The following is a 16,746-nucleotide window of genomic DNA, read 5'->3' as shown; positions in this document are numbered from 1 at the left end:
TTATTCAGCAGATACCGGTTTTGCGCCCGTATCGGAAGGGGTTGGTGCGTTAAAGTCATAGGTGGCTTCGGGCTGTTTGGGTTCGGCGACGAAATTGACCATCAGATTGGCAAAAATCGCAAAGCCCAACATCGAAATCGTCACCGGTAATAACGTACCATCGTGGAAATGCCCAATCAGCATACCGGCAAACGCACCAGTGGCAAATTGTATGCTTCCCATCAGTGCCGTTGCCGTGCCGCCGATATGCGGGAAATATTGCATGAACGATGCGGTGGCATTCGGCGCGGTTAATCCGATCATGCCAACGGCCACCATTACAAACGGCACGACCGTATACAGGGTCGGTTCAAACACATTGATCGCCAAAAACAGGCAAATGACGGCGGCAAGCTGAATGCCAGCCGCAATGATCAGGATTTGATGACATTCAAGCCGACGCAAAAGCGGATTGTTCAGCCGGTTACAAATGACAATGACGATAACATTGCAGCCAAACAGGTACGGGAAGACCGCCGGGGATACGCCGAAAAAGTCGATATACATAAATGGGCTGTCGGTCAGGAAGCTAAACATCACCGCACTTGCACCGGTATGGGTCAACATAAAGCCGACCGCCTTACGCGTACGCAGCACGCCCAAATACGTCCACCAGATACGCCGGGCAGGGCCAGCGTAGCGGGGGCGGTATTTGGTGGTTTCGGGCATCTTAAACCAGACCAGCAGCAGCATCGCACTGCCATAGACGACCAACAGGATAAAAATCGCCTGCCAGTTAAACCAGACCAAAAGGGCCGATCCGACCGTGGGGGCAACCAACGGGGCAATCAACATGATCACCGCAATGAGGGCAAACATGCGCGCGGCTTCTTTACCGTCATAAAGATCACGCACCGATGCGCCAACCACCACCAAGGCAAAGCCGCCGCCGATGGCCTGAAGAAACCGCATGATATTGAGCGAGAATGAACTTTCGACCCCGGTGATGATTGCACTGGTTATGACATAAATTACAAGCCCGGTCAGCGCGATGGGGCGACGCCCGATCCGGTCCGAAATTGGGCCCCCCACCAATTGGCCCAACGCAAAACCGATCAAAAAGGTACTGATCGAAACCTCAACCGCGTGGGTGCTCGCGCCAAAATCCGCTGCCATGGCCGGAATGGCTGGCAGGTAGGTATCGATGGCAAACGGGGCCGTTGCAATCAAAGCTGCAAGCAACAAGGCCAGACGTTTGGGGTTTAAATCGGTACTTGGCGCATTCATGGCCATATTGTTCCGTTCTGTTTCATTGCGATAGAAGGCAGGTGCGACGCCCATACACGGGACTATACGGGAAGATGCGTTGCACTTTGCGGGGCATGCAACTTTGGGCGTTTGGTGGTGTATGGCAGCGACAGGTGGTGTCGAAAGCGGGCGCGTGGCTGCGATAAGGTCTTGGAAAGATTGGTCGGATCACAGCAACCTGAAACGATTCAAGAATTCTATTATCCACAAAATTTCGGTTCTTTCCAGCCATGGTATTTTTCAACAAAGGTATGGCTGCCATGTGGTTAGACCGTTTTTGACTGGGGCCAGACAGCAAAAAGGGCGGCATTCCAACGAATACCGCCCTTTTGTTTTAGGTGCATTTAAGTGTGTAGGCCACTTTGCCAGAACACTTAAAAAGTGTGATCAATCGATCCGATTAACGGGGCATGATCCGTTCTGGCCCCATCAAACTGTTTGGCAACCATGTTGAGATTTCCGGAATGTAAGTGATCAAGATCAGGAAGGCGAGCAAGATCATAAGCCATGGGAAGGCGGCCTTAACCACCTTAAGCAATGGCATGCCCGTAATCCCGGATGTCACAAACAAGTTCAATCCGACAGGCGGGGTAATCATGCCGATTTCCATATTGACCACCATGATGATGCCCAGATGGATCGGATCAATACCAAGCTGCATGGCAATCGGGAACAGGATCGGCGCCATGATCAGAAGGATCGCCGAGGGTTCCATAAAGTTACCAGCAATCAGCAGCACGATATTAACAACAATCAGGAAGCCCCACGCCGGAAGTCCCCAACCAATAATGGTTTCAGCAATGGTATGAGGAATGCGTTCCGAGGTCAGAACATGGGCAAACAACATCGCATTTGCGATGATGAACATCAGCATGATCGTGACTTTGCCTGCATCCAGCAGGACTTTGCGGATGTCCTGATCGAACGGCAAAAGAACCAATGCCTTGCCCATTTTCGGCACGTTATGGGCCACCAGGCTGCCGATGCTTTTATTGCCGTTTTCCGGAATCCATGACTGTTCCTTGATCGGGCCCATGTCACGGTAAAACAGCACCGCAACAATCATGGCATAGAACGCAGCAACGGCTGCGGCCTCGGTCGGGGTGAAGACACCACCGTAAATACCGCCCATGATCAGCAGAACCAGCAAAAGCCCGCCAGATGCCGAGATAAATGCGCCACCCCATTCGCCAAAGGTCGGGCGGGGTTGGCTGGGCAATTTTTTGATCTTGGCGACGATATAGATCGCAATCATCAGCATCAGACCAACCATGATCCCGGGGATAACCCCAGCAAGGAACATGCGACCAACCGAAACCTCGGTTGCGGCGGCATAGACCACCATCACGATCGACGGCGGGATCAAAATGCCAAGTGTCCCAGCATTACAAATCACACCCGCGGCAAAGCTTTGCGGATAGCCCGCGCGGACCATGCCGGCAATCACGATGGAGCCGATGGCAACAACGGTGGCCGGGCTTGACCCGGATACAGCGGCAAACAGCATACACGCCAAAACCGATGCCATGGCCAACCCACCGGGGAACCAGCCGACGGTGTTAATCGCAAAGCGGATCAAACGGCGGGCAACGCCACCGGTCGATAGAAAGGTTGATGCCAAAATGAAGTAGGGGATGGCCAGAAGGGTGTAATGTTCCATCCCGCCAAACAGCTTTTCGGCCAGTGTGGCAAGACTGTCATCGCCAAACAGCATAATGGTCGCAAGCGAGGATACGCCAAGTGAAATGGCAATCGGTGCGCCCAAAGCCATCAAGCCAAACAGCAAGATAAACAGGAATGCAATTGTCATGATTTTATGTCCCTGCCTGACTTATGAATGGGGCTTGGCAGAAGCATTTTGATCATCTTCGTTGCCGCCTGGGGCGATCTGATCAATTGCTTCGCGGGCTTCGTCCGCCAGATTAAAGCCGTCTTGCTGACCGGTGATAATCCGCCAGCCGACCTGTGCCAGACGGAATGCCAAAAGGGCGGCACCGACAGGCATGATCAAATAGACAAACCACAGCATGACCGGGCTGTCTTCGGCTTCCATTTCAAGCATGTGGTTGAAGCTGACAAGTTCCCATCCGCCAATAATCAGGAAGCTTGCATAAAGAAGGCCGGCGGCGACCACCACCAAGCCAATAATACGCTGAAGCGGGCGGGGGAAAATGCGCACAAGCGCGTCCACACCAATATGCGATCCAACTTTGACGCCATAAGACATGCCAAACAGGATCAGCCAAGCAAACAGGAATTCAGTGATTTCCAAGGCCCACGTCAGGCCGGAATTAAACGCATAACGCATGACGACATTGACGAAGGTCAGTGACGTCATCGCGGCGAGTAGGAGGGCAATAAAGCCCTCCTCCAGCCGGTTAACGACCGTTGAGATCATCGTAAACGGCCCTTTTCCAAAATTGGGGAAAAAAGAACGGATCAGTTACACGCCGCAGCTGCGTCGATGATGTCCTGACCAATTTCGTCCGAGAATTCCGACCACACTGGTTTGACAGCGGACTGCCATGCGGCGAAATCTTCGGCCGTGAACGGCACAACTTTGGTTTCGCCCGAATCAATGACTTCCTGGCGCTGCTGTGCGGTCAGATCCGCCGACAGGCCATTGGCATGATCAGAGGCTTCTTTCATCGCCTGAGCAAGACCTTCGCGGATTTCCGGATCCAGACCTTCCCACCATTTGGTGGAGGTCACGACCATGTAATCAAGCAGGCCGTGGTTTGATTCGGTGATGTAATCCTGAACTTCGAAGAATTTCTTCGAATAGATGTTTGACCAGGTGTTTTCCTGACCATCTACAACGCCGGTTTGAAGGGCGGAATAGGTTTCAGAAAACGCCATTTTCTGCGGAACCGCGTCGACAGCTTCGAACTGGGCGGCGATCACGTCAGAGGACTGAATACGGAATTTCAGGCCAGCAGCATCTTCTGGTTTGTTCAGCGGTTTGTTGGCCGAAAGCTGTTTGAGGCCATTGTGCCAATAGCCAACACCGGTCAAACCCTTGTCGGACATGGAACCGAGAAGCTCCTGACCTTTTTCACCGTTCTGGAAGCACGAAACCGCGTCCATGTCTTTGAACAGGAACGGAAGGTCATAGACCTGCAGCTTTTTGGTCCATTTGCCGAATTTGGCCAATGAAGGTGCGCCAAACTGAACGTCGCCGCGCAGGATGGCGGCCAGAACCTTGCTGTCATCAAACAGCTGGGAGTTCGGATAGATTTCGATTTTGACCTTGTCGCCAAGGATTTCTTCGGCACGTTTTTTGAAGAATTCAGCACCCTGACCCTTTGGGGTGTTCGGGGCGACCACGTGTGCGAATTTGATGATTTCTTGTGCGGATGCCATGCCGTTCATGCCAAGGATGGCAGCGGTTGCGACACTGGCCGCGAGGATTTTCTTCGTGATAGGACGCATCAAAATTTCTCCCTTTGACGATTTGTTGCGTTTTCCCGGTAGCGCGCCTTTTGGTGGCGTCGTTTTGAAACGCCGTGCGGCGCTAGTGTCCTTATCAGCAAGGCGTGGGCCAGTTTTGGCAATGTTCTAAAAAATGCATAAAAACAAACAGTTATATGCAATTTGGGTTGTGTGCGATGCAGCATAAGTTGCTGATTTTGTTAGGGAATTCGCACATCAATCCTGGGGTGTGTGTGTTAATCCGCACATGTTGTGGAGGATGCCGCGTTAGATTGTGATTCGACGAGAAAACAACGGGGTTTGTCGCTTTTCGGCAGCGTTCACCGAGGCCGGTGTCGTGGGCATCCAAGATAGATGGCTGAAAGCAGGGCGAGGTCAGTAGGCCATCGCGTCAGCAGATTTGGACGCCAGCGGCAAAGAAAAACCCGCCTTACTGGGCGGGTTTTGCATCAAGAGCACTGCGCGGTTTTCTGAAATCCGCAGGGGCAATGGCGTATTTGGTCAGCTTGTCATAGAAGGTTTTGCGCGGCAGGCCGAGGCTTGCGACCGTTGCCGTGACATTGCCTGCATGTTCACGCAGTGCATCGCAGATCACGCTTTTTTCAAAGGCTTCGACTTGTTGGGGCAGGGAAACAACTTCTAACGCATTGTCGTCTTTGCCGGTTGCAAGCGGATCAAGGCCCAGCACGCGGCGTTCGGCGGCGTTGCGCAGTTCACGCACGTTGCCCGGCCAGTCATAGGCGTTGAACGTTGCTTGCTCTGTCGGGGTGATTGGTTTTGTTGGGCGGTCAAACCGGGTGGCGGCATCGCGGGTGAAATGTTCAAACAAAAGCGGGATGTCGTCCTTGCGGTCACGAAGAGGTGGGATATGCAGTTGCACGACGTTCAGCCGGTAATATAAATCTTCGCGAAATTCCCCGCGGGATGCGGCGTCGCGCAAATCGACTTTGGTCGCGGCAACCACCCGCAAATCAATTGGTTGGATACGGTTTGACCCAAGGCGTTCAAGGGCGCGTTCTTGTAATACGCGCAGCAACTTGATCTGAAGCGACAGCGGCATGCTTTCGATTTCATCAAGAAACATCGTGCCCTTGTCGGCGAATTCGAATTTGCCAATGCGTTTGTTGTCCGCCCCGGTAAATGCACCGGCTTCGTGGCCAAACAATTCCGATTCAATCAATTGTTCGGGCATGGCGCCGCAATTGACGGCAACAAATGGTCCGGTGCGCCCCGACATTTCATGCAGGTTGCGCGCAATGACTTCCTTGCCAGACCCGGTTTCGCCATTGATCAACACATGGGCGTTGGTCGGTGCGACGTTGCCAATCAGGGTGCGCAGCTTTTCCATCGCCGGGTTTTGGCCGATAAAGCCCGATCCGTTTTTGCTGTGTCGGGCCAATTCGACCTTTAGCATTCTGTTTTCAAGAACCAGTTGCCGGTGACTGATGGCGCGTTTGGTAATGTCGACAAAAAGATCGGGATCAAACGGTTTTTCGATAAAATCAAACGCCCCGTCGCGCATGGCCCGCACAGCGGTTGCGATGTCGCCATGGCCGGTAATCAGGATGACGGGCATTTCCGCATCAATTTTGCGCGCCTCGCTTAGAAACGCCAGACCGTCGATTTTGGGCATGCGGATGTCAGATACGACAACGCCCGACCAGCCTTTGCGCAGGCGATCCAGGGCAGAAAGCGCGTCTTCAAATACTTCTACCCGGATGTCCGCCAGTTCAAGGGTCTGCTGTGCGGCTTCTCGCACATCGGGATCATCATCAACAAAAAGAACGCAATGGGCAGTGGTTTGCACGGGCTTTCCCTTTGATCCGAATGGGAACCACGGGGACAGATTTATCCGGCGCGTGATCCGTTATGTTTCCTGCGATATCGGCGGGCTGTCGATTTGCGTATCAGGTGCCCGATTGTGTGTCGCGTGGTTATTACCATGTCCGTCGCCGTCCTTATTGCCGGGGTCGGACCCCGGATGATAGCGCAGTTCGATGGTAAAGGCCGCACCGCCATTTGGGCGGTTTTTCGCACGGATTGTACCGCCAAAGCTTCGTATGATGCCATAGCAAATTGACAAACCCAGTCCCAACCCATCGCCAAACGGCTTGGTGGTGAAGAACGGATCAAACAATTTGGGCAGGTTATCGGGCAAAATTCCGTGCCCATTATCCTTGATCGTGACCAGCAGACGATCATCGCCTTGGGCGATATTAACATCAATTTTCGGGTCATCTTTGCCTGCACAGGCATCGGCGGCATTGCCAAGGATGTTGATGAAAACCTGAATAAGCTGATTTGGTTCTGCAATGACGGGTTTTAAGTCGGCGGTATGGTGGACCACGATGTTGGCGACATCCGAACGCCCGGTTTCAAGCATCAGGTCGATGGCCTTTTGCATTTGTTCGGCGACATCAACCCGTTGGTTTTCCTGTTCTGGGCGCCGGGCAAAGGTTTTAAGGTTGCCGGTAATGCGGCCCATGCGGTCGGTCAGTTCGGAAATGCGGCGCAGGTTCCGGTTGGCGGTGTCTTCGTTGCCGCGTTCGATAAATTTAAGCGCGTTTTCCGCGTAGCTTCGAATGGCGGTCAGTGGTTGATTGATTTCATGCGCGATGCCCGCCGACATTTGACCAAGAGCCGCAAGTTTACTGGTTTGCACCAATTCGGTTTGCGCCGAACGCAGGGCATCTTCGGTGCGTGCGCGTTCTTTGATTTCCTGGGCAAGGCGTAAATTGGTGCTCATGAGGTCGGTGGTGCGCAGCCGAACTTGGCGTTCGAGTTCGCGTTGCGACCAATCGCGGATTTCAAGTTGTTCCAGCATCGTACGGCGACGCTGCAAGATGATGAAAACCAATCCGGTCAGGATGATATGCGCCGCCCCCGCCATAACACCGGCACTGATGACGGACTGATCAAGTATGGCCTTGTCTGTCAGCAGAAACATCCGCCAGCCTTGTTGGGGCAATGTGCTGCTGGTGGCGAGATAGGTTGTCTTACCAAGTTTGCTATTGCTGGGATCGGTTGATGACGTGTCGTTATCGGCGTTTTCTGTTGGGATGCTATCGCTATTTTCATCGGCAATGTCCGATAAGGTCAGAACACCCAAGTCATCGCTGTCATCACCGTTATCGGCAGCATCGCTGGTTGGCCATTCGCCGTCGGTGACGGGCATCATATCAAGCGGGGAATCCCCGTATTTGCGCGATGCGATGATTTGTGGGCGTTCACGGGCGGGTAAATCGGTAATCGTGTGGAATCGCCATTCCGGACGCGATGAAATGATGACGACGCCGTTTTCGTCGGTCACCAGCACACTTTCGCCGCCCTTGGTCCAGCGTTCAAGCAGTCGGTCCAGATGGGTTTTAACAACCATCGCCCCGTCAAAGGTGGCGCCGTCTGGTCGGACAGGGTGCGATATATAATAGCCCGGTACGTTCGATGTGATGCCAAAGGCAAAGTAATGGCCGGTTTCACCCCGGCGGGCCTGTTGGAAATAGGGGCGGAAGGAAAAATTCCGCCCGATAAAGGACGCGTCGCTGTTCCAGTTACTTGCCGCAACCGTTGTACCATTGCGGTTCATGAAATAGATGTCTGAGGCGCCACTATCGGCAGCGAGTTTTTCAAGATACAGATTGACCTGCGCGGCATTGACCGGATCGTCAACCGTAGCAAGATCGAGAATGCGTTTGTCGGACGCCAGCGTGATCGGCAGGTATTCGTGTTCTTTAAGCGCGCCTTGAAGGTTGGAACGATACAGTTCAAGCTTGTTGCGCCCGTCTTGGGCGATGTCGACCAAACGGGTGTCGCGCCAGAACTCGGTCACGGTCCAAACCGTCACCGGCAGCAGCAGCAACAAGATGCAAACGACAGCACGCGATGTGCGCTTTGCCGAGACGGATGTTCTAAGCATATCCACCCATTCAGGACGTTTCGCTTTCCACTACCTAGAGATAGGTGGTTTCGCAGATTAAAGTACAATTTAAGTTTAATTCACACACGAAATATCACAACTGTCGTCAGATGCTTGATAATCGATGGATCAGATTGTACCAATCACGGACACGGTCCTGCGTTGCAGCAGGGTTTGACGGCAGAACGTGGCAAGCGCCACTGTCATAACGCCAATATCGTATCAAGAAAGTTCCCCTTGAATGAGCGAACAAGACACACACCTGATTTGGGTTTTGGCCGATGATCGGGCCGGAAACATCAATCAGGCCATCGGCGTTGCCGAGGCGCTAGGTAAGCCATTCAAGCGGGTTGATATCGGCTATACCAAGCTGGCGCGGCTTCCCAACCTTATTCGTGGGGCAAGTTTGATCGGGGTTGATGACGCGTCGCGATCGCGCCTGATTGCGCCGTGGCCGGATCTTGTGATTGCAGCCGGGCGGCGAACCGCACCAATTGCGCGCTGGATCAAAAAGCAAAGCCGCGGACACACCTGCATTTGTCAGATCATGCGCCCCGATAGCGGTGAAAGTGACTTTGACCTGATTGCGGTGCCCGCCCACGATCAGATGCCCGCACGCGACAATGTTTTGCAAATCCCCGGCGCCCCGCACCGGGTTACAGAAACCCGTCTTTTGATCGAAGCGGATAATTGGCGTGCCCATTTCAAAGGTTTGCCTGGGCCGAAATTTGCCCTGATCATCGGTGGTAGTTCGAAAAAAACGACTTTTACCGCCACCATGGCCGATAGTTTGATCACACGCGCGATTGATGCGGCCCGTGCGGTGGATGGCAGTTTGTTGGTGACAACAAGCCGCCGAACCGGGCGTGAAAACGAAGAATTAATAGCCAAACGTTTGGCGGATGCCGGGGTGTCATATCACCTGCATGATTGGATGTCGGATGCGGAAAATCCGTATTTTGGCTATTTGGCGTTGGCAGATGTTTTGATCGTGACCGGCGATTCCGTCTCGATGTGCTGCGAGGCCGCCGCTGCACCGGGTGGGGTTTATATTTACGCCCCCGAAGGATTGGCATCCACCCGCCATCGTCGTTTGCATCAAGCACTTTATGATGGGCACTATGCCAAGCCGTTGCTTGATACGACGGAGCTTGTGCCGTTTGAACATCCGTCCTTGCACCCGGCACGCATGGTCGCCGCGCGGTGTATGGAATTGCTGAACGCCCCGGTTTCGTAAGAATTCGTTTTGGCTGTAAGTTTTAGGCGGGGATGCGGACCCCGTTTCCCATCGGATCGATGTGATCGGTTAGAAAATCGATAAAGGCCCGAATGCGGGTGGCAAGATGTTCGTGTCCAGCGAATATCGCATGAATAAGCTGTTCATCCTTTGGCGCCCAGTCGGGCAAGATTTCCACCAGATGCCCGGCAGCGATATCGTCCTGAATGTGAAAATGGCCAAGCCGGGCAATGCCCATGCCCAAAAGGCACATACGCCGCATGGATGGACCATTGTCGCACATGAAATTGCCCGACACGGTCCGGGTTAATCGGTCTTGTGCGCCGGGTGTGCGAAACGCCCATTCGTTTAACGGCAGGGGAAAGTTAAACCGCAGGCAATTATGATTTGCCAGATCATCAGGGTGGGCGGGCTGCCCATGTTTTGCAACATAATCGGGCGATGCCACCAAGATGCGGTGACTTTCGATCAATTTGCGGGCCTTAAGCGATGAGTCGGGCAGTGGACCAGACCGGATCGCAATATCCGCCCGTTCTTCGAGGAGATCAATGATCCCATCGGTCAGGGAGAAATCCAGTTCGACTTCGGGAAAGCGTTCCAAAAAGGCCGGAATAAGCGGCTGAACATATTTAATCCCAAAGGCAATTGGCGCATTCACCCGCAAGCGACCGCGTGGCACCACTTTGCCGCCACTGGCAACGGTGCGTTCGGCATCATCAATTTCATCTAATACCCGACGCGCACGCGCCAAGTAAATTTCGCCCTCTGGGGTGAGCTGCAAGCCCCGCGTGGACCGCACGATCAGGCGGGTAGACAGGCGGTCTTCGATGCGGGGTACAAGTTTGCTGACAGCCGATGGCGACAGATGCAATTTACGGCCTGCTTCGGAGAAGCTTTTAAGTTCTGCCACCCGGATGAAGACATCCATTTCCCCTGCGCGATTATCCAACTGACCCTCTATCTTTGAATTGAATTCAAAAGCATTTGTCGCGCAATCTGGATTATCACGCAAGGGTTCTGTGGGCATAGTCGGCGGCCCTGCACTTACACAGAGTTACCCTGATACCGGCACGGCTAGGGGCGGTTGACCTCAGACTACTGTCCCGTTGGGGTAAGGGTTGCAGGCAGGGTAGTGAATTTAATTAATCGATTGTTTTTACGTTGTTTTCTGCGTCTTCTGGCATTTCAATCATTCAATTGGGTTTAAGATATTTATGTCGACACATGTTGCTGCTTCTCATCCCACCCATTTTCCGCGCCAATTGGCGATTTTGATCCTTGTTTTGGTGGCTTGTGGATTTGCGGGCAATCACGTAGCGGCTAGGCTTGCGTTTGAAAACGGGACCGGATTGCTGTTGGCGATCCTGTGTCGGTCCGGCGTGGCGCTTTTGATCCTGATTGCGATTGTGTTGTGGCAAGGACGGACGATCCGATTGCCAGCAGGGTCGGGCAAATGGCAAGTGTTATTGGGGCTTTTGATTACGATCCAAAGTCTGTGCCTTTATTCGGCGGTGGCCCGCATTCCGGTTGCGCTGGCCCTTTTGACCGCCAACAGTTTTCCGATCATTTTGGCGTTGCTGACGTGGGGTTTGGGTGGGGCGCGTCCGACCTTAAAGGCGGCGGCATTGATGCTGTTTATTTTGTCGGGGCTTGTGTTGGCACTTGATGTACCCGCGGTTTTGGCGATGGATGGTGATTTGGGTGGGAATTGGTGGCAGGGGATTGGCTTTGCCCTTGGTGCTGCGACGTCGTTTTCCGCGGCGCTTTGGATCACCGATTATAAATTGTCGGCACTGCCGGGGGCGGTGCGCAGCATGTTTTCGATGGTGGTCGTGTTTGGCTGCATGATCATTGCCGGATTTGCCAAACTTGTGCCCGGTGGCATGGCGTTGCCAAGCACTGCGGCGGGGTGGACCGGGCTTGGCGCGTTGGTGGTGTTATACGGGGCAGCGTTTTCGGTTCTGTTTATATCGGTGCCACGTTTGAATATGGCGCGCAATGCGTCGGTGATGAATGTGGAGCCGATTGTCACATTGCTGTTTGCCTGGGTGGTGTTGGGGCAAATGATCAGCCCGGTCCAGATGGCGGGCGGCCTTGTCGTGATCAGCGGGATTGTGATCCTGAGCTTGCGCAAATCGGCCTAATCCGTGAGCGACAGGCTAAAAATAAAAAGGGGCCAAATGGCCCCTTTTTCTATGACGGAAGTGCGAACGCTTAGACCGCTTGTGAGTGACGGCCATGCGCGTGATTAAGGTATGTGTCAAAGGCCGCACAAACCGCACGGACCAACGGACGTCCGGTTTCGGTCAGTTCAATGTGTGTGCCGTTAACTTTGACAATATCATCCGCGGTCATGGCCTTGATACGATCAAGTTCCGGGATGAAGCGATCAGCCGATGTGCCGTGTTCGGCACAGATTTCAGCGACATCGACGGACAGGTTACACATCAGTTCGTTAATGATGTCCCGGCGCAGGCGGTCTTCGTTGGAAACAGCAATGCCTTTTTCAATCGCACATTTGCCGTCCTCAACCGCGCGCTGCCAACGCGCCAGTGCAGGATCGTTCTGCGCATAGCCCTGTGGCAGGGATGAAATGGCAGATGGTCCAAACCCGATTAATGCTTCGGCCCGGTCGGTGGTGTAACCTTGGAAATTACGATGCAGGGCACCGTCCAAAAGGGCCCGCGCCATCGGGTCGGCTGGATGGGCGAAATGGTCCAGACCGATGGCGACATAGTCATGATAAGCCAACCGATTTTGGATTTCTTCGTACTGTGCCCAGCGTTCCTGCGTATCGGGCAGGGTTTCGGTCGGGATCAGGTTTTGGTGCTTTTTCATCCATGGCACATGGGCATAGCCAAAGACCGACAAACGATCCGGGCATAATTCCACGGTTTGATCGACGGTTTCACGGATTGATTTGACCGTCTGATTGGGCAGGCCATACATCAGATCAACATTGATGCCGCGAATGCCACGATGGCGCAGTCCGGCAATCACATCGCGCACCAGATCAAAGCTTTGAACGCGGTTGACGGCCTTTTGCACGTCGATATTGAAGTCCTGAATGCCGATACTGGCGCGGTTAAAACCGCATTCAACCATGGCATCCATCAAATCATTGCTGGCGGTGCGCGGGTCCATTTCAATGGCGATTTCCGCGTCGGGCAGGATGTCGACCTTATCGCGGATTTTGGCCATGATGGCGCGCAGATCATCGGCGCGCAGGATGGTTGGGCTGCCGCCGCCAAAATGAATATGCGATACGCTAAACCGTTGGCCCGGGCTTAGTTTGCTAAGCGTGCTGTCAAGTTCCGCCAAAAGGGCGGCGACATAGGTGCCAACCGGTTTGTAATGCTTGGTGATTTTGGTGTTGCAGCCGCAGAACCAGCACATTTCCTCGCAATAGGGGACATGCAGATACAGCGACAAAGGTTGGTCGGGATCCAGATCGCCAAGCCAGCTTGCAAAGACCTGACCATCGATGCCGTCATGGAAATGCGGTGCCGTTGGATAGCTGGTGTAGCGCGGCAGGCGTAGGTCGTATTTTTCGTAAAGAGCAAGCTGCATGACGGACATCCCGATTGGTGTGTTCTGTCCGTCTTTTGCATTATTCCAATTTAGCGCGCCTTGATGTGCGTCAAGGATGCGGAACAGGGAAACCATGCCGTTCGCTTAGGGCCTGTAAAATCGCGTCTTTGTCATCAATGAACGTATATCCATTGGCCGTATTGGTTTGAAGAGATGAGGATATCTCAGCGGAATTTAAGATCATCACCGGAAGCGATTGATGATCCGCGCCCAGAAGATCAACAATTTCTGTACGCGGCTTTGACCAGGCAATGTGACGTACTGCAAGAGAGCCTTGTAGATTTGGAAAGGATGCTAGTACCCCGTCAATCAGCACGCAATGCCAGCAATAGAAACGCTGTTCTGGCCATGCCGGATCTTCGAAGTCCGGTTTTAGCAAAAAGATCGTGTCGCGGTCGATAATGGGCATGGCTGGCGCCTTTTTTATGTGGGGGCGTTATCGCAATCCGTGATCGATAACGCCCAGCCGTATCAAAGATGCTTAAATGCGGAAATCAAATCAGCGCGCAAGGTGGCAAGACGATCGCGGCCGGTTTCTTCGTCATAGGGCTGCGCTTCGCCAACGCCCCAGATCGGACCGGGCCATGCCGGATCGTCGGTAAAGCGTGCAACCACATGGCAATGGAGCTGCGGAACCATGTTGCCCAGCATCGCGACGTTGGTTTTCTGTGTATCAAACCGGCGTTTAAGCACGGCAGAAACCGTCGCGGTTTCATCGCCAAGCGTTTTGCGGTCGTCGGCGCTGAGATCATCAAAATTAACAAGATCAGGACGTTTAGGAACAAGAATGAGCCATGGATAACGCGCATCATTCATCAACAAAACATGTGACAAAGGCCCGTCGGTGACCAATGTGGTGTCAGCCGCAAGCTGAGGATGAAGGGAGAATGTGTTGCTCATGGGGGGACCTTAATCTTTGGGGCAAAACGAACGCTTTTATAGCGTGAACGCGATCTGTTGTCTTGGGTTCCTTGTGGTGTTGGTCACAGTCGGTTGGTTGCGTTTTCAAAGGTTTCTGCCTAGTTCCAATTGGTTAGAGTTTCAGGACTTGGTCAGGAAAGGGAAACCGGACGATGTCGGATCGAAAGCGCGTCGTGATTGTTGGTGCCGGGTTTGGCGGGATGAGCACGGCCAAGAAATTGGCGGGCAAAGATGTGGATGTCGTGTTGATCGACAAACACAATCACCATCTGTTTCAGCCGTTATTGTACCAAGTCGCGACAGCTGATCTTTCGCCAGCAGAAATCGCCTGGCCCATTCGTAGTATTTTTAGCCGACATCAAAATGTGTACGTCTTTATGGGTGAGGTCACCGGGCTTGATTTGGCCAATCAGCGGATCCTATCGGGTGAACGGGACCTTGATTACGACTATCTGGTGTTAGCCACCGGGGCGGTGACATCGTATTTCGGCAATGATGGCTGGGCCGACGTTGCGCCGGGCCTGAAAAACATTACCGAGGCCACCGACATTCGCAAAAGCCTTCTTCTGGCGTTTGAACGGGCGGAAAACAGCGAAGACGAAGAACAAAAACGTCGCTTGTTGAATTTCGTTGTGGTCGGCGGTGGGCCAACCGGTGTCGAGATGGCCGGTGCGATTGCCGAATTGTCCAAAAAGGCGCTTTCGGATGATTTCCGACGCATTGATCCGCGCGATGCCCGCATTATTCTTGCCGAAGGCGGCGACCGATTGCTGGGTGCGTTTCCCGAAAGCCTGTCAGACTATACCCGTAAATCGCTTGAATATTTGGGGGTTGAGGTCCGCCTTGGTGAAGCTGTGTCGGATATTACCGAGCAGGGTGTTCAAATCGGCGATGACTTTATCCCGACCGCCAATGTGATTTGGGGGGCGGGTGTTACAGTCCCGAACCTTAAGGACTGGACAGAAAAGCCCGCCGATAAAGGCGGGCGGATTATGGTCAGTGGTGATCTTTCGCTGCCTGATCATGACAATGTGTTTGTGATTGGGGATGCCGCCCATGTTCCGTGGCGTGATGGCATGACGGTGCCGGGCATTGCGCCGGCGGCCAAGCAGCAGGGTAAATATGTTGCGGGCCGGATTATCGATCATAAAGAAGGACGCGAAACCGGCGACTTTGAATATAGCCATGCCGGAAACCTGGCGACGATTGGCCGCCACCGTGCGGTAATCGATATTAATGGCTTTAAGCTTAAAGGATGGCTGGCGTGGTGGTTCTGGGGGCTTGCCCATATTTACTTCCTGATCGGCCTTCGTGCGCCGGCCCTTGTGATGGTGCAATGGGTCTGGAGTTATCTGTTTCGTAAAAAGGGGGCGCGTTTGATTACCGGCGAAGAGGAAAGTGCTGCTTCGCACCGTCCATCAGACGGTGTTTCGCCCCAGTCAGATCATTGATGATTGACCTTGCCCCGGCGATGGGAAACCATGGCTGGACTGTTTCGCTTATGCAATCTGCTTATCCCAAAGGTGCCCTATGCCCCGTTTTGCTGCCAACCTGTCTTTCTTGTTCGCGGATCTTCCGTTTGAAAAACGCTTTGAGGCGGCGGCGGCGGCCGGATTTGCCGGGGTGGAATATATCGGCGCCTATGATTTGCCGATGACGACGGTCAAATCGCTTTTGGCGGATAACGGGCTGGAGCAGGTTTTGTTCAATCTGCCTGCCGGGAATTGGGAAGCGGGCGACCGTGGGCTTGCCTGCCGTCCCGGACGCGAAGAGGAATTTCGTGATTCCGTGGTTAAGGCGCTTGATTATGCAGCCGCCACTGATTGCAAAATGCTCCATTGCATGGCCGGTGTGATGGGCAAGGATGAAAATGCCGGGGAACTGGCCCGGCTTTATTGCGACAATCTGCTTTATGCTGCCGACCTTGCTGATCAAGCGGGTGTTGATATTCTGATCGAGCCGATTAATCCGAATGAGATGCCGGGATATTTGCTTAACTCCGTGGAGCAAGCGGCGGTGATCCTAGAGCAAATGAACCATCCGCGTTTGGGGTTGCAGTTTGATATTTATCACGCACAAATCGTGGGCGGAAACATTGCCGCGCGCCTTGATCAGCATTTTGACATTACCCGACATGTGCAGGTTGCAGGCGCACCGGGACGCCATGAACCCGATAGTGGGGAGCTAAACTATCCGTTCTTGTTATATCTGCTTGATCGTATCGGCTATGACGGGTGGATTGGTTGCGAATACAAACCGCATGGGCGGACTGAAGACGGCCTTGGCTGGCTGCGCCCCTGGATGCCAAAACCAGGGGAAGCCGCAGATTAATCGTACTTCAGACTTAAGCCCACACGTCGCGTCG

The 16,746-nt window shown here is 53.6% G+C and carries 14 protein-coding genes; 4 read left to right on the top strand and 10 right to left on the bottom strand.

The window, feature by feature from the left end:
• The 6 genes from HCZ99_RS18930 to HCZ99_RS18905 form a co-directional block, all read right to left on the bottom strand.
• Positions 1–1,266 (bottom strand): multidrug effflux MFS transporter, encoded by a 1,266-nt coding sequence (locus HCZ99_RS18930; protein WP_167448584.1) that lies wholly within the window; start codon positions 1,264–1,266, stop codon positions 1–3.
• Positions 1,267–1,687: 421 nt separating this feature from the next.
• On the bottom strand, positions 1,688–3,097 hold the full coding sequence (locus HCZ99_RS18925; protein WP_167448583.1) for a TRAP transporter large permease: 1,410 nt from the start codon (positions 3,095–3,097) through the stop codon (positions 1,688–1,690).
• Between the two features lie 21 nt (positions 3,098–3,118).
• The gene (locus tag HCZ99_RS18920; protein WP_167448582.1) at positions 3,119–3,685 is read right to left on the bottom strand and encodes a TRAP transporter small permease; all 567 of its coding nucleotides are present in this window, start codon (positions 3,683–3,685) and stop codon (positions 3,119–3,121) included.
• Between the two features lie 41 nt (positions 3,686–3,726).
• The gene (locus tag HCZ99_RS18915; protein WP_167448581.1) at positions 3,727–4,719 is read right to left on the bottom strand and encodes a TRAP transporter substrate-binding protein; all 993 of its coding nucleotides are present in this window, start codon (positions 4,717–4,719) and stop codon (positions 3,727–3,729) included.
• A 430-nt stretch (positions 4,720–5,149) separates the two neighbouring features.
• Positions 5,150–6,526: a sigma-54-dependent transcriptional regulator gene (locus HCZ99_RS18910; protein WP_167448580.1), complete on the bottom strand. Its 1,377-nt coding sequence runs from the start codon at positions 6,524–6,526 to the stop codon at positions 5,150–5,152.
• Between the two features lie 60 nt (positions 6,527–6,586).
• Positions 6,587–8,632 (bottom strand): sensor histidine kinase, encoded by a 2,046-nt coding sequence (locus HCZ99_RS18905; RefSeq protein WP_167448579.1) that lies wholly within the window; start codon positions 8,630–8,632, stop codon positions 6,587–6,589.
• A gap of 241 nt (positions 8,633–8,873) precedes the next feature.
• Between HCZ99_RS18905 and HCZ99_RS18900 the strand changes: the two genes are divergently transcribed.
• On the top strand, positions 8,874–9,869 hold the full coding sequence (locus HCZ99_RS18900; RefSeq protein ID WP_167448578.1) for a mitochondrial fission ELM1 family protein: 996 nt from the start codon (positions 8,874–8,876) through the stop codon (positions 9,867–9,869).
• A gap of 22 nt (positions 9,870–9,891) precedes the next feature.
• Here the strand turns inward: HCZ99_RS18900 and HCZ99_RS18895 are convergent, their stop codons facing one another.
• On the bottom strand, positions 9,892–10,818 hold the full coding sequence (locus tag HCZ99_RS18895) for a LysR family transcriptional regulator (RefSeq protein ID WP_167448577.1): 927 nt from the start codon (positions 10,816–10,818) through the stop codon (positions 9,892–9,894).
• Between the two features lie 265 nt (positions 10,819–11,083).
• Between HCZ99_RS18895 and HCZ99_RS18890 the strand changes: the two genes are divergently transcribed.
• Positions 11,084–12,013, top strand: a complete 930-nt coding sequence (locus HCZ99_RS18890; RefSeq protein WP_167448576.1) for an EamA family transporter — start codon at positions 11,084–11,086, stop codon at positions 12,011–12,013.
• 70 nt (positions 12,014–12,083) lie between these two features.
• Here the strand turns inward: HCZ99_RS18890 and hemN are convergent, their stop codons facing one another.
• The 3 genes from hemN to HCZ99_RS18875 all read right to left on the bottom strand — a co-directional run bounded on the left by hemN (position 12,084) and on the right by HCZ99_RS18875 (position 14,360).
• Positions 12,084–13,439 carry an oxygen-independent coproporphyrinogen III oxidase gene (gene hemN / locus HCZ99_RS18885; protein ID WP_167448575.1) on the bottom strand — a complete coding sequence of 452 codons (1,356 nt, stop codon included), beginning with the start codon at positions 13,437–13,439 and terminating at the stop codon, positions 12,084–12,086.
• Between the two features lie 70 nt (positions 13,440–13,509).
• Positions 13,510–13,869, bottom strand: coding sequence for a DUF3088 domain-containing protein (locus HCZ99_RS18880; protein WP_175581579.1), 360 nt, complete (start codon positions 13,867–13,869; stop codon positions 13,510–13,512).
• 62 nt (positions 13,870–13,931) lie between these two features.
• Entirely contained in the window at positions 13,932–14,360 is a 429-nt protein-coding gene (locus tag HCZ99_RS18875) for an HIT domain-containing protein (protein ID WP_167448574.1), read from the bottom strand.
• A 173-nt stretch (positions 14,361–14,533) separates the two neighbouring features.
• Here HCZ99_RS18875 and HCZ99_RS18870 point away from each other — a divergent pair, with 173 nt between their 5' ends.
• On the top strand, positions 14,534–15,832 hold the full coding sequence (locus HCZ99_RS18870) for an NAD(P)/FAD-dependent oxidoreductase (RefSeq protein WP_167448573.1): 1,299 nt from the start codon (positions 14,534–14,536) through the stop codon (positions 15,830–15,832).
• Between the two features lie 79 nt (positions 15,833–15,911).
• Positions 15,912–16,712, top strand: coding sequence for a 2-oxo-tetronate isomerase (otnI, locus tag HCZ99_RS18865; RefSeq protein WP_167448572.1), 801 nt, complete (start codon positions 15,912–15,914; stop codon positions 16,710–16,712).
• The last annotated feature ends 34 nt before the right edge of the window (positions 16,713–16,746 follow it).

Origin of the sequence: Thalassospira lucentensis (assembly GCF_011806425.1) — a bacterium.
GTDB classification, from domain to species: Bacteria; Pseudomonadota; Alphaproteobacteria; order Rhodospirillales; family Thalassospiraceae; genus Thalassospira; species Thalassospira lucentensis_B.
This window is presented reverse-complemented; position numbering and strand designations above follow the sequence as displayed.

What these genes read in the sequence shown, in the direction of transcription:
- HCZ99_RS18875 (WP_167448574.1), bottom strand. Translation starts at nt 14,360, where the DNA reads ATGAGCAACACATTCTCCCTTCATCCTCAGCTTGCGGCTGACACCACA.
- otnI (WP_167448572.1), top strand. Translation starts at nt 15,912, where the DNA reads ATGCCCCGTTTTGCTGCCAACCTGTCTTTCTTGTTCGCGGATCTTCCG.
- hemN (WP_167448575.1), bottom strand. Translation starts at nt 13,439, where the DNA reads ATGCAGCTTGCTCTTTACGAAAAATACGACCTACGCCTGCCGCGCTAC.
- HCZ99_RS18870 (WP_167448573.1), top strand. Translation starts at nt 14,534, where the DNA reads ATGTCGGATCGAAAGCGCGTCGTGATTGTTGGTGCCGGGTTTGGCGGG.
- HCZ99_RS18880 (WP_175581579.1), bottom strand. Translation starts at nt 13,869, where the DNA reads ATGCCCATTATCGACCGCGACACGATCTTTTTGCTAAAACCGGACTTC.
- HCZ99_RS18920 (WP_167448582.1), bottom strand. Translation starts at nt 3,685, where the DNA reads ATGATCTCAACGGTCGTTAACCGGCTGGAGGAGGGCTTTATTGCCCTC.
- HCZ99_RS18905 (WP_167448579.1), bottom strand. Translation starts at nt 8,632, where the DNA reads ATGCTTAGAACATCCGTCTCGGCAAAGCGCACATCGCGTGCTGTCGTT.
- HCZ99_RS18930 (WP_167448584.1), bottom strand. Translation starts at nt 1,266, where the DNA reads ATGAATGCGCCAAGTACCGATTTAAACCCCAAACGTCTGGCCTTGTTG.
- HCZ99_RS18890 (WP_167448576.1), top strand. Translation starts at nt 11,084, where the DNA reads ATGTCGACACATGTTGCTGCTTCTCATCCCACCCATTTTCCGCGCCAA.
- HCZ99_RS18900 (WP_167448578.1), top strand. Translation starts at nt 8,874, where the DNA reads ATGAGCGAACAAGACACACACCTGATTTGGGTTTTGGCCGATGATCGG.
- HCZ99_RS18915 (WP_167448581.1), bottom strand. Translation starts at nt 4,719, where the DNA reads ATGCGTCCTATCACGAAGAAAATCCTCGCGGCCAGTGTCGCAACCGCT.
- HCZ99_RS18925 (WP_167448583.1), bottom strand. Translation starts at nt 3,097, where the DNA reads ATGACAATTGCATTCCTGTTTATCTTGCTGTTTGGCTTGATGGCTTTG.